Below are 13,262 nucleotides of genomic sequence, written 5' to 3'. Positions count from 1 at the left end.
GGTCACAGATCGAACCGTTGCCCTTAGCGTCTTGGGCGAAACCTAAAGCAGGTTCCATACGCGAGACGCGCGACAGAGCTGTCTTTCGTGGTGTTGGCCGAGGACCTCAGGGTTTTCTCGCTATAAGCCAGTATGTTAAGCCCAGCGCCAGACCGATTGCTGCATAGCCCAGAAAGTACTCCGGGTCTAAACTTTTGTCGTCGAGGGTGATGATTTTTCGCGCAACCGCCATCAATGCTGTCGCGACAACCAGCTTGATGTGGATGACATCAGCGGTCAGATAAAGAGTGATATTTGTGTAGATCTCGATTGCGATAAGAACAACCAGAACAGCGCTGAAAACCGCAAGCAGGTCGCTGACCTCCAAGATGTAAACAGGCGGCTCCAGCAACTTTTGGTAGGTTGTGAAGCCCGCATCGATAATTGCCAAAAGGATGATGCCGAGCATGAGCACGGACAGCGCCCTAACCCCGTGGCGGATCATGCGGTTGCACCATCGAACGATGGCGTCTTCGTGATCGGGGTCTAGCTCCACATGTGCTGGGATCGGTTTGTTATCTTCGCCACTCACTATAAACTCCAATTCCGAATTCATTCGCCAGCCTGAGAGATTTCATCCAGATGCATCACCCGCTGCGGCCATGAGGGAACTCTCACATAAATTGGATGCGGTTTTCTAGGCCGTTCTGCTGTCTGCACGAACCCCCTAATGAACCTTCTGTCGGCTTTTCAGCAGTTTGCATCGGTCTGAGGTTTGAGGCGACATTGACTTCAAGGCACTCGAAAGCAATTCTTGATCGAGGTCGAACATATACGGATGGATTCAATCAATGACTGCCGCCTCAATACGGGCAATTCTCTCTGCTGCACTCACGTTCTTATTTGTTGTCGAAGCGACCGCGCAAGAAAACCTGTCTCGGGTTTTGTTTGTGAATGTTGACGTCTTTGACAGCAAAAACGCCGCCGTCATCGAAAACGCCAACGTCCTTGTCGAAGGAAATTTGATTTCCAGGGTTTCGACCGACCCAATAGAAACGAATGGTGCTGCCGTCATAGACGGCCAAGGGCGGACTTTGATCCCAGGGCTGATAGACGGCCACAACCATATCATGCTGCCGACCTCTCCTCTGGCTTTGGCATATAACCTCCACTGGTCATACACCGGCGCCCTTGTCACGCGTGAGGCCGAACGAATGCTGATGCGAGGCTTCACCACGTTGCGGGACGCGGGCGGGCCATCCTATGGCATCGCCAAGGCCATCGACGACGGTATCGTTCCCGGACCCCGCATATTTACTTCGGGTCACTGGATCGGCCAGACATCGGGTCACTTTGATTTCCGCCTCTACAATGACACACATCACCGGCAGCGCACTGAACGCACGGCATTCGAGCGAGAATGGTCATTCATCGCCGACGGAGTGTCCGAAGTGCGGGCGGCGACGCGCGAGGTGCTGCGCCTTGGGGCCACTCAGGTGAAAATCAGCTTGGGCGGGGGCAACTCGACCCCGTATGATCCCCTGGATACGACCCATTACAGCCCAGAAGAAATCCGCGCCGCGGTGGAAGCTGCTGAGGATTGGAACACCTACGTCATTGTTCATGCCTACACTGATGAATCAGTCATTCGGGCGCTCAGGGGTGGCGTAAAGAGCATCGATCACGGCAACATGATATTCGAGGAGGAAACCATTCGCGCCATTCGCGATGCTGGTGCCATCCTCAACCCGCAGTTTCTTATTTTCACGCCGGATGAAGAGATGTTGGCCGTGGGTGATCCCGCTACCATCGAAAAGGGCGCACCGCTGCGCGAAAATGTTGAAAACTATGTTGCTTTGATCAAAAAGTACGACCTTCCGATTGCCTTTGGCGTGGACCTGTTTGGCGCGCCCGAGCTTATGGCCATGCAGAACCTTGAATTCGAGCGTCGTGGTCGTTGGTGGTCAGGGGCAGAAGTCTTGCAACAGGCCACATACAACACAGCAAAACTCGTCGAGATGTCAGGTCCACGAAATCCCTATCAGCAAGGTCCGCTGGGGGTGATTGAGGCAGGGGCATATGCCGATTTGATACTCGTTGACGGAGATCCGGTTGAGGACATCAACCTGCTGGTCGAACCCGAAGCTAACTTTCTGATCATTATGAAAGATGGCGTTATCTATAAAAACACGCTTGAGAACTAAATAGCTCGGTCTGCGGCTGCCTCTCATACCTTCGCTATGGCACTGGGAAAAGATGACCCGGTGTCGTTGAACCCAAACAGAAAGAATATAGGCGCAAGGCGCGCCTATATCAGTGTAGGTGCGCGCATAACGTTGCATACCTACCATTAATTTTGTTCAGAAAATATGGGTGTCTTTGCCCATGATATTGCACAGCATTTGCGCATAACTTTGCACGATTTACCCAAAAGTTTGCGCGTTTCGCGACACACACACTAAATCGGGGGCTGTTGTAGCGCCACTCTATCAACTTAAACACGCCAAATCTCAATCAAAAGTGTATTCTAATTGGCTAGACTCAACCCATACCACACCTAGGTAGTAAAAATTCCAAAATGAAGTGGCCAAGAGAGGTATGGCAGACCCTGTCTTTCCGACAAGCTTGCAAACGGAAAAGGCAACCGAGGTGCTATTCACCGCCTACGATATGGAAGGTATGATGAAGCTGAAAACTAACGTTGCCAACGCTGCCTAATACCATCAGGCGGGTTTGGATTTTACGGACCTTTCGATCCAAGACAGGCTTAGGAGGAGCTTGGCCGATGACACACCCCGCATTTACCTCAGACTCTGTGGCCGTGATCACCGGGGGTGCTTCCGGCATTGGCCTCGCCGCCGCAGTGAAGTTCGCGCAAATGGGAATGCGCATTGCTATTATTGATCGAGACACCGAGAAACTGGCGGCCGCGGCAAACATAGTGTCTGCCGCTGGCGCGGCCGATGTCATGACGTCTCAGACAGATGTCAGTGATCGTTCGCAGTTAGAGGCGTTGGAGCGGATGGTGGCAGACCGCTACGGAGGGACAGATATCCTGATGAACAATGCCGGTGTCGGAGGCAATTCATCGACCATTGGGGACACCGCGGCTTGGGACAATATGCTGGGTGTAAACCTGTGGGGTCCGATCCACGGCACCCAGGTCTTCGCGCCAAACATGATCGCCCGTGGCAGACCAGGCGCAATTATCAATACAGGGTCCAAACAAGGCATCACGACCCCGCCAGGTAACCCGGCTTACAATGTCTCAAAGGCGGCTCTCAAAGCCTTTTCCGAGGCACTGTCCCACGAGCTCAGAACGGGTCCAGGTCATCAGATTACCGCGCATCTACTGATCCCTGGATTCGTCTATACCGGCATGATCTCGGCGCCTGAGAAGCCTGCCTCTGCCTGGACCGCTGAGCAAACTGTCGACTTCTTTGTCGAAAGCGTGAACCGCGGGGATTTCTACATCCTCTGCCCCGACAATGACGTTTCACGCGACACTGACGAGAAACGCATCGCTTGGAGCGCTGGAGACATCACTGAAAATCGCCCACCTCTCAGCCGATGGCATCCAGACTATAAGGAAGCGTTCGCGGAGTTCATGGCGAAGTCTGGCTGATCATCGCCATAGCCCAAAAATCATGACGAGTTGACGATTGAAGACTGCCGGCAGCTTTACCGGTTGTCGGCAGCCTGAGTTCTGAACAGCCAAAAAGTTCGATATGATGAAACAAATGGTTTTCAGAATGCTTCTTGGCCTGGCGGCGCTGAACAAGCTGCGGCTTCTTCCAGCTCTCAGGGCTGAGAAGCGTGGCGTGTCAATTATTTTCCGGCGGTTGATTTCAGTAGAAATGTTGACCGTTGTCCTGATCCTGTTTGCAACGGCGACCCTAACCAGTGTTTCAACACCTCTCGTCAATCTCTGACGGCTTAAAGTGTTTAGGAAACATCGACTGCAGCACAAACAGGCAGATCCTCAAAGCCTCCGAGGGTTTGAAAATATCTGAGTGCAAATGGTAGTCGGTCCAAAGCCCTTCCAGCAAAGCAACCAACGCGTCTGTTGCAAGTTTGGCGCTTACATCCTCGTACTCGCCTTCGCGCTTTATTTGTTCCAACAACTCCAGGATCACCGCGCGGAAACCTTTGTCTCGCGAGTCGATAAAAGGAAATATGTGAGGGTTTGAGAGCGCTTCAGCCCGAAAGGAAAACCAGATCGCGACGTCCCGCGCATTAAGGACCAAGGGGTCGAAATCTGCCTTTATGATAGAGACTAGCTTGTCTGCCGGGTCTAACTCCGGATTGACTGCAATGGCCTTCCACTGCTCCGCGTAGCGGACTGATAGTTCCTCAGCCACCGCAAGCAGCAGCTTTTCCTTGGAACCAAAGTGTAGGTTGACCATCCCTTGCGATAATCCCGACAACTCTTGGATTCTTGCCGAAGTTGTTCCGCGTATTCCGTATCTATAAATGGCGTCCGCAGCCGATTGGATCAGCTGTTTTCGGTTCTGCAATTTACCCAGATCTCGGGCATTGGTTGGGGTATCACGCTCGAGAGTAATCTTATTTCTCCTTCGCTGGGGTAGTCGCCTTTGTCTTCTCGCATTTAGCAATACGACAGTTCAAGGATTGACATTGAATGAATGCTTGTTCATTTTGTGATTTATATTACATTAAGGTGCTGCATGACCCTTTTCAACTCCGACTTTCGGTCCATACGAGAATGGGACAACGAACATTTCCTGCACCCGTGGGAAGGTATGTCACACCTTGGCCAAAATGAACGAACCTTTGCCGAAAGCGGACTTGGCGTTCATGTCGTCACAGAGGACGGAAAGCGCCTGATAGACGGCCCTGCTGGCATGTGGTGCGTTCAATTGGGCTATGGAAACACCGAGATTGCCGATGCGATGGCTCAGCAGGCGAAAGAGATGGCGTATTTTCGCCCTTCAACAACGCCAACTCAACTCCAGCCCGTTTGGCACATGAAATCGCCAAGAGAACGCCGGGAGATTTGAACCATGTGTTCTTCACGACCGGTGGTTCAACGGCCGTGGATAGTGCGCTGCGGTTTGTACAGTTCCGCAATAACCTGCTGGGAAAACCTCAAAAGAAAATCGTGATATCGCGACAGAAAGCTTATCACGGATCGACTTATCTGGCGGCGTCAGTGTCCGGAAAAGAGCGCGACAAAGGTTGGCTGGACCAGGCAAGTCACCTGACGCGTTTCCTACCGAATGTGAATCCGTATACACGTCGCTCCGATCAGACGGTCGACGATTTTCTGGACGAGAAAACAGCGGATCTGGAAAACATGATCCTGCAGACTGGAGCAGACAAAGTCGCCGCTTTCATCGCAGAACCGATCCTGTGCTCTGGAGGCGTCATCGTGCCGCCGCGGGGGTATCATCAGCGCTGTCTTGAAATCTGCCGGAAGTACGACGTCCTTTACATTTCAGACGAGGTCGTCACCGGGTTCGGGCGACTTGGGCATTGGTTTGCATCCGAAGACGTCTTTGGGATTAAGCCCGACATCATAACCTGCGCCAAAGGCATGACGTCTGGGTACGTACCCATGGGGGCTTGTATCATCTCTGACCGGCTGATTGCAGATGTAAGCGGAGACAATGCGCAGAACGCCACGTTTTCAAACGGCTTCACTTACTCAGGCCATCCAGTAAGCGCGGCGGCAGGCCTGAAGACGATTGAAATCATGGAGCGCGACGGCGTTCTGGAACATGTCCGTGCAATCACGCCGCTCTTCGAAGAGCGCCTCCAGGCTCTGGCAGATTTGCCGCTCGTCGATGATACGCGCGACATGGGGCTGGTTGGCTGCGTCGAATGTGTTGCAGACGCAAAAGCAGATAATGCACTGGACCTAGATAAATCTGTCGGCGCTCTGATTGATCGTCATTGTCAGGAGAACGGGTTGATCCTGCGGCCGATTATCAACATGTGCGTGTTTTCCCCACCTCTGATCATTACGGAAGGCGAGTTGAGCCAGATGTTCGACATCCTTGAAAAAGGTATCCGGCTGGCAACCGAAGACCTAAAGCAGCAGGGTACGTTTAAACCTTAGGAACTGCCTCGGCGCGCCATCGCAATTTTCATGGTTGCGATGCCTTCGCCTAAGTGCGCTACGTTTACCCTGCCCGCATCACCTCTGGTGGCAATTTGATCGGGAACTTGGACCGAACCTCCGCATCCGCCTTGCTGCCAAAATAGTTTGGATAGTGATTGGATAGAATATCGTTCACAACTGACCGGCTCCGTTCAAACATATCCTGACGACCTGCTTTTTCCCAAGTATCGGTTAGCTCCCGATCCATCAGGGTTGGATAGACATACTCAGTCTCCATGTATTGCAAGGTCTGCGTGTTGCCGAGGAAATGACCGGGATCAATTGCACATTCGTGGATGACGTCGACCGACAGTGTGTCGTCGCTCACCTCGATACCACGCAGGGTTCGTGAGATCATGCCCGCTGCCTCGTTGTCGATGACCATGGACTCAAAGCTGCAACCCATCAGGCTACCGAGCATGCCACCAAATTCGCAGAGCCTGTTGGCCCCGGCATGGGCCGCCAATGCGAAAGTTAATGCCTTTTCCAGACCATATTGTGCGTCAGGGATCTTGGAATCCGTCATGCCGCAACCGACGCTGGTCGGGAGGTTGTAGAAATTGCCCATTTGGATAGCTGCCGCGGATATCAACGCCTGCTCACCACTGCCACCCGTGAATGAACCAGTTCGCAGATCAGTAATAAACGGCCAAGCTGCAAAGACGACGGGGGTGCCCGGGTTAATCAGATTGGCAATTGCGACGCAAGATAGGGTCTCGGCTACGGCTTGCGCCAAAGTCCCGGCCAGAGGCGCAGGCGACGTCGCCCCAGCTTGTGGCGGAACAGCCAAATCGCAGACAAGCCCCATCTTCGCTGTATCAATCAGGATTTCCAAGTTCTCCCGCCCAAACCGGAGCGGGGATACTATGGGACAACCGCCAAAAATGACCGAGGGTTTTTCGAGGAATTTACCCTCGCCGCCTGATGCCAGATCGAACAGATGGATTGCGTCCTGAATGTGCTCTCGAGTGCGGAACGTCAGGCAAGATGGTTTTTCGCTACCCGCCAGAATGGCGTAGAGCATGCTCATGTCGTGCTCGTAGTCCTGCGGCACATCCGTTGCCAGAACCGTATCACCGGTCATGTGGATGTTGTCGAGCCGGTCAACCAATCGGGTAAAGTCGTAAATGTCTTTGAGCGTCGACGGCCGGTAACTGCGAGTTTCCGCATCAAACGTTGTCACAGCGGTGCCGGAGTTCGCATAGTACACCTTGTCTTTGGTGCAGTGCATGTCATCCTTACCGGCCCGCGATCCGCGTGCATGGACATAGAACTCGCTGGCCGCCTTAGCCAAAAGATCTTCCATCAACGCGCGAGGAAAGCACAGCCTACCATGCTCGTTCACCGTCGCCCCTTTAGGCAGCACGAGATCGAGAACTTCCTGCGTTGGGTCACCGACGCCCGTACGCTCCAGAATGCTAAGGGCGGCCTCGTGAATATTTGACATGTCAGTATCTGAAAGGGGCCTGTAGCGCCCACCCGAAATGCCCGGCCAGATTGCTTGCGAAGCGACGTTGCTGGTTCGCACGGCTGCACGTGCTTCGCGCCCACCCCCGCGCCGTCTTGATCTGCGCTTCGTTAATTCTGTCATAGTATTTCTCCGAATTCTGAGCGTGTCAGATCATGCTGAAGTAATTGCGATAGAAACCCGGAATGCTCCATTCCATCTCGGACAGCGGTCCCGGCACGAAGCGGTGGGAGTTCACGCCCTCTTGGTTGTGACGGATGATCCGCTCATCATCGAGAGACGTGACATGCCAGAGCCATGTCAGGGTCTCCTTGTTATAGTCCCGTCCTTCTTCAGCATCGCCGCGCACGTACCAGACGATCTGAATATCCGTTTCCTGCAGCGCGCGCGGGACAAACCGGTAGCCAACTACGTGATCTGCATAAACAAGGAAGTAGTTCAGTGTCCCTATCCCCAGATCGGTGGCACCGCCATCGTGACCTTTCAGTTCACCCAAAGGCGGCGCCAACGAAGCGCCATCCTTACTACCGGTCAAATAGCCTGGAAACAGCGGGTAGCGGCGCCAATAGACATCTGCACCCGGGGCGAGCGCGTTATCTCCGGTCAGGTCCAGCTCCTCAACGGGCACTCCGGCTTCTTTCATCCGCTCATGAAGTGCGCCGCTGAACTCCAGAACCTGAGCGGGGTCTTTCAACGAATGGCTGCGTGAATAGTCCTGATGAGACGGCGCGCAGTGATAGCATTCCAAGTAGTTCTCCAACGCCAGTTTCCAATTTGCTGGAACCGGGTATGAGGCTTCATGAGCGACCTTCAGGTTTTCAAAGTCGAACGGTTTTGACAGTGGGGCCAACTGCACCAACGCAGCATCTAGCGGTGGGGCGTCTTCAGCTGCGCAGACAAAAATCAGACCTTGGAATATCTTCACCTGAACCGGGAACAATCCGTATTGGCCCGGGTCGAAATTCGACCCCATTGAACGTCCGTTTCGTAGCTTGCCGTTCAGATCAAAAGTCCACGCATGATAGGGGCAGATGAAATTGCGTGCCTTGCCTTTCCGTTCAATGCAAACCCGCGATCCCCGGTGGCGGCAAACGTTCAGATGCGCGCGTACCTCGCCTTCGCGATCCCGAACGATGATGATGGACTCGGGCCCATAGTCGAACAGGAAATAGTCCCCCGGTTCTGCGACCTGACTAACATGGCCGACCCAGATCCAGTTACGGTTCCAGAACGCGCCGATATCGTTCTCGTATACTGCTTGAGACGTATAGAAGTGACGAGGCAGGGCGAACCCTTCCTGTTGCGCGTCCATCAAATCGCGCATTACTTGCAGGTCATCTTTTGGCATTGCGCACCTCATGCAGATTCAAGGGAAATGACTTCCCGGCGGAAGAATTCACGGTCGATGTCGTCCGCGTTACGTTCGAAATTTCGGGCAGCCATGTGACCCGAATATACAGCATCCGCGATCAAGCCGGGGTTTGCAGCATCTCCGATTAATTCCAACGTTTTCAGCGGACTTGCTGTCAAACCGCAAAGCTCGTCGTAAAGAGTGGTTTCTCGCATTCGCTGCGTCACCAGTACCACGGAGCTGCATTCAATGGAGTTCTCTCGCCCCGTGTAGACGCAATGCAATGTCGCCTGGCCGGGCGCGACACCGGCCAAGGTCTGGGACAGGTTCAGACGAACGCCTTTTTCCAACAGACTGCGTTGCACTTTAGTCTGCTCCAACGTCAATTCGGTAAACGGCGAAACGATTGAGGCCGGCGTTACAAAGACAACCTCTCGCCCAACCTGAGCCAAATGATCAGCCAAGACTCCACCGAGATAGGCTTGATCATCATCGTAGACCACAATCGGGCCGTCCTGCGGCATGACTCCGGCCACAATGTCATCCGGAGTGAAAATCTGAGAACCTAAACCGATTGGTGCACCGTGAAATGCAGATTTCCCACGCCCGTCTCGCCGCCATTTTGCGCCGGTTGCAATAAAGACGTTCGGTATACCCAACTCGATGACCTCACTGGCTGACAAACGGCTGTCGGTGAACAGTTGAACGTTCCCGCGTTGTTGCAGGTCGTAGATTCTGTGATCTGTCACGCGCTTCCAAGCGGATAGCCCGGTCAGGGCAGCTTCCTGCATCACACGGCCGCCGAACTCTTGCTTTGCTTCCGCCAGAGTTACCTCGTAGCCCCGCCGCGCCAATTGCATGGCGCATTCAAGTCCGGCTGGTCCGCTGCCGACAACAAGCGCAGCTTCCTCGTTTACCCGACGCTCAATGATCTCAGGATGCCATTTCCTCCGCCACTCTTCACCCATAGTCGGGTTTTGAGTGCAGCGTATTGGGACGCCGAGAGAGTCGGATGAAACACAGATATTGCAACCGATACACTCACGTATTTCTTCGATGCGATCTTCCCTAATTTTGTTGGGCAGAAACGGATCGGCGATGGATGGTCGCGCCGCGCCGATAAAATCAAGGATGCCCTTCCTGACCAGTGACGCCATCAAGTCCGGCGACGTAAGACGCCCGACGCCCACAACAGGCTTAGAAGTCACCTGTTTCACGAACTCGATATATGAAGTTTGAAAGCCGTCGCGGGGCTCGAACCGGGTCGTCGCAGAGTCGTTGCTCCAATCCGCCACATTAACATCCCAAAGGTCTGGAAGCTCGGCCAGCAATTCGACTACTGCACGGCCTTCTTCCTGCGCTTGCATCCCCTCTGACCCGAGCATTTCATCAACCGCAAACCGAAGGGCAATGGCGCAATCATCTCCGACCTCTTCCTTGGTTTCTTCCAGAAGCTCGCGGGTCAGTCGCACCCGGTTCTCCAACGAACCTCCATATTCATCCGTCCGATCATTGAACTGTGGCAGCAGAAAATGATGAGGCAATGTCATGTGATGCCCCGCATAGACATACACAATGTCGAACCCGGCTTCGCGCGAGCGACGAGCCGCCGCGCGATGCCACTTGCGAAATTCTCGAATGTCAGCCTTGTCCATTGCCCTTGCCTGTTTCGGGTATGGAGTCTGCAAGACAAGTTCTGATGGGGCCAGCAGAGGCGCGCGGGTCAGGTGGTTTTGGGCATGGTGCCCGTTATGCGCCAATTGGATTGCCGCGAGTGAGCCCTTCTCATGAATTGAGTTGGTTATCAGACGCAGTGCGGGAATATCCTGATCGTCCCAAATTCGGTTCTCAGAATAAGGAGACAAATCTGAAGTCGGATGAATCTCGGCCTCCTGAGTGGATACAACCGCCCAACCGCCCTCGGCTTTCATCGCCCGCATGGCAGCTTCGGCCTGAGGTCGCAAATGACCCAAACCATTGCAGTGGGGCACCTGGTAGAACCGGTTTCGAGCGGTTACTGGCCCGATCTTGACCGGTTCGAAGAGAACAGAATATTCGTCAGCGCCTGACATTGCCGCGCTTCCTCCAAGGAAATTGGAAATTGGTTCGTGGGAATGGAAGGATTTCTACGTCCCCACCATTCCCGGCTGTGTTGTAAGAGTGCCCTTAGAAGCCAGCTTTGATGCGCTCGAATTCCTTCAACATCTTGGCCTCCAGCTCGGGGTTAACAGCGTCAAAGAACAGGCTGCCTTCAAAGAAGCTGTCCACATCCGAAAACCCGTAGGTTTCGATCAGCTCTGGGTCTGCCTGTGCAAAAGCGTCTTCATTGGCATGGGCGTAACCCCAGCTTTCAATGATGTATTTACCGCTTGCCGCAGAGCTGAGCGCGTTCAGCATGTCATAGACTTGCTCATCCGACTGCTTGGCAGATTTCAGATGCACATAACCGCAGACCCAAGTTGCGATACCTTTGTCTACATCACGCATCATGACCGCTGGCGTTTCATTCCAGATCAGGTTCAGTTCCGATTGGTTCCATCCCCAACCCAGCGTGACCTCACCGCTGGCAATTGCCTGATCCAGTTGGCCGGCGTCAGACCAATAAAAGCGCACGTTCGGATGAATCGCGCGCAAGTAGTCCGCCGCTTTTTGGAATTCCTCGTCACTCATATCGGTATAGCTGGAGGCGTCGGTTGCCAATGCCGCCATTGCAAAGGCACTGGAAGCGGCGTCCGGAATAGCGACTTTGCCCTGATATGCAGGATCAGCAAGCAATTGCAGCGAAACGTCATCTGCCGAAATCATATCTGTTCGATAGATAAGACCAGTATTGCCCCATTCGAACGGAACCATGTAGGTCTGCCCATCAATGGTGATGCCATCGACCTCTTTGATCTTGGGCATCAGCTTGTCCCAGTTTTCCAGCTTGCTGGTGTCAATCGGCTTGATCATGTCTGCCGCTACCCACTTTCTCAGGGCATCCGTGCAGGGATGGGCCAAATCAGCTTCAAAACCGGACTGAAGCTTTGTGAACGCTTCTTCCACGCTGCCAAAATAGGTGTAGCTAGGCGCGCCGCCGTATTTTTCGACATAGTCGCCGTAGAAACCCTGATCCTCATATCCGGACCAGTCAAAAACGGTCAGATCAGCGGCGTTCGCCAGAGCTTGGCTGGCGGCAAAGGTGGCAACTACTGCTGCCATAAGTGGTGCTGTTTTACTCATTTGTCTCCTCCCAAAGTTTCACGTTTACCCAAGTCAATTACCGAGGCGCTTTGAACGCCAAGCCAGACGGTATCGCCGCGCGTGTGATCGACCGTGTGAAAGTAGTTTGGTACTGCGACGGCGATACTGTCTTTCAGACCATCGACGCGCACATAGTAGTGGACACTCTCTCCATAAAAGGCGACGTCCGAAACCTCGCCCTGAACAAGAGCATCGTACCCATCCGGCTTTTCCGCACTGATTTCCAATTGCTCAGGACGAACGCCGACAAGAAGTTCCTTGTCATGCACCTGGACGTTGGGGTTCACCCCGATTTCCATCTTCCCAAAGCCCTTAACGTTGACTTCAAGCGTTTCAGCATTCTCTGCAGTCACTTCGGCATCCAGAAAGTTCATTCCACCGATGAAAGAAGCCACTTCCCGGTTACACGGTTGGGAATACAGGACCTCTGGCTTATCCACCTGCTTGAGCTGCCCCGCAAACATGACGCCTATACGGTCAGACATGGTCATCGCCTCGTATTGGTCATGCGTGACCATCACGAAAGTTATTCCAAGCTTCTGCTGAAGACGGCGCATTTCCAATTGCATCGCTTCGCGCAGATTTTTGTCCAACGCAGATAAAGGCTCATCTAGCAGTAAAACCTTGGGTCGCATGACGAGCGCGCGGGCGAGCGCTACTCGTTGCCGCTGACCTCCCGACAACTCGTTGGCCTTACGGTCCTGCAGGCCGCCCAGTTCAACCATCTCAAGCGCCTCGGCAACGCGTTCTTTAATTTCCTTCCGCGAAAGCTTGGTCTTGCGTAATCCGAAGCCAACATTGTCGCCGACATTCAGGTGCGGAAAGATCGCATAGCTTTGGAACACCATATTGGTAGGACGCTTGTTCGCAGGCACCTCTCCCATCGTTCGACCATCAATCCGGATCTCGCCCTCTTCGTGATCCTGGAAACCCGCGATGATGCGCAAAGCCGTTGTCTTACCGCAGCCCGAAGGGCCAAGCAGCGAAAAGAACTCACCCTCTTTCAAGGTCAGGTTCAGATCGGACACAGCAACAAAACCTCCAAAGCGCTTCTCAACGCCCTTGATTTCGATGATGTTCTGTTCGCTCATCTTGCT

At 53.7% G+C, this 13,262-nt stretch carries 10 protein-coding genes and 1 pseudogene; 4 read left to right on the top strand and 7 right to left on the bottom strand.

The window, feature by feature from the left end; all coding sequences use genetic code 11:
- Positions 1-106: 106 nt before the first annotated feature.
- Positions 107-571, bottom strand: coding sequence for a phosphate-starvation-inducible PsiE family protein (locus tag ACR0KS_RS19340; protein WP_480681920.1), 465 nt, complete (start codon positions 569-571; stop codon positions 107-109).
- Positions 572-830: 259 nt separating this feature from the next.
- Between ACR0KS_RS19340 and ACR0KS_RS19335 the strand changes: the two genes are divergently transcribed.
- From ACR0KS_RS19335 to ACR0KS_RS19325, 3 genes are all read left to right on the top strand, one after another.
- Positions 831-2,183 carry an amidohydrolase family protein gene (locus tag ACR0KS_RS19335; RefSeq protein WP_170568079.1) on the top strand — a complete coding sequence of 451 codons (1,353 nt, stop codon included), beginning with the start codon at positions 831-833 and terminating at the stop codon, positions 2,181-2,183.
- A gap of 581 nt (positions 2,184-2,764) precedes the next feature.
- The gene (locus tag ACR0KS_RS19330; RefSeq protein ID WP_170568080.1) at positions 2,765-3,604 is read left to right on the top strand and encodes an SDR family oxidoreductase; all 840 of its coding nucleotides are present in this window, start codon (positions 2,765-2,767) and stop codon (positions 3,602-3,604) included.
- Between the two features lie 103 nt (positions 3,605-3,707).
- Entirely contained in the window at positions 3,708-3,911 is a 204-nt protein-coding gene (locus ACR0KS_RS19325) for a hypothetical protein (RefSeq protein ID WP_170568081.1), read from the top strand.
- Here ACR0KS_RS19325 and ACR0KS_RS19320 read toward each other — a convergent pair.
- Positions 3,888-4,496 carry a TetR/AcrR family transcriptional regulator gene (locus ACR0KS_RS19320; RefSeq protein ID WP_170568082.1) on the bottom strand — a complete coding sequence of 203 codons (609 nt, stop codon included), beginning with the start codon at positions 4,494-4,496 and terminating at the stop codon, positions 3,888-3,890. The two genes, ACR0KS_RS19325 and ACR0KS_RS19320, sit on opposite strands and share 24 nt — an antisense overlap.
- A gap of 171 nt (positions 4,497-4,667) precedes the next feature.
- Between ACR0KS_RS19320 and ACR0KS_RS19315 the strand changes: the two are divergent.
- Positions 4,668-6,061: pseudogene (locus tag ACR0KS_RS19315) on the top strand (aminotransferase).
- Positions 6,062-6,125: 64 nt separating this feature from the next.
- On the opposite strand, the gene ACR0KS_RS19310 reads toward ACR0KS_RS19315, so the two are convergent.
- The 5 genes from ACR0KS_RS19310 to ACR0KS_RS19290 all read right to left on the bottom strand — a co-directional run bounded on the left by ACR0KS_RS19310 (position 6,126) and on the right by ACR0KS_RS19290 (position 13,256).
- Positions 6,126-7,694, bottom strand: a complete 1,569-nt coding sequence (locus tag ACR0KS_RS19310; protein WP_170568083.1) for a trimethylamine methyltransferase family protein — start codon at positions 7,692-7,694, stop codon at positions 6,126-6,128.
- A gap of 25 nt (positions 7,695-7,719) precedes the next feature.
- Positions 7,720-8,919 carry an aromatic ring-hydroxylating dioxygenase subunit alpha gene (locus ACR0KS_RS19305; protein ID WP_170568084.1) on the bottom strand — a complete coding sequence of 400 codons (1,200 nt, stop codon included), beginning with the start codon at positions 8,917-8,919 and terminating at the stop codon, positions 7,720-7,722.
- 8 nt (positions 8,920-8,927) lie between these two features.
- Positions 8,928-10,994 carry an oxidoreductase gene (locus ACR0KS_RS19300; RefSeq protein ID WP_170568085.1) on the bottom strand — a complete coding sequence of 689 codons (2,067 nt, stop codon included), beginning with the start codon at positions 10,992-10,994 and terminating at the stop codon, positions 8,928-8,930.
- Positions 10,995-11,088: 94 nt separating this feature from the next.
- Positions 11,089-12,144, bottom strand: coding sequence for an extracellular solute-binding protein (locus ACR0KS_RS19295; protein WP_170568086.1), 1,056 nt, complete (start codon positions 12,142-12,144; stop codon positions 11,089-11,091).
- Positions 12,141-13,256, bottom strand: coding sequence for an ABC transporter ATP-binding protein (locus tag ACR0KS_RS19290; protein WP_170568087.1), 1,116 nt, complete (start codon positions 13,254-13,256; stop codon positions 12,141-12,143). Before ACR0KS_RS19290 ends, ACR0KS_RS19295 begins: the two co-directional genes overlap by 4 nt.
- Positions 13,257-13,262: the final 6 nt, after the last annotated feature.

The organism is Ruegeria sp. BC7 (assembly GCF_056539165.1).
The sequence above is the reverse complement of the archived record's forward strand: the minus strand, read 5'-3'. Positions and strand labels throughout refer to the sequence as shown.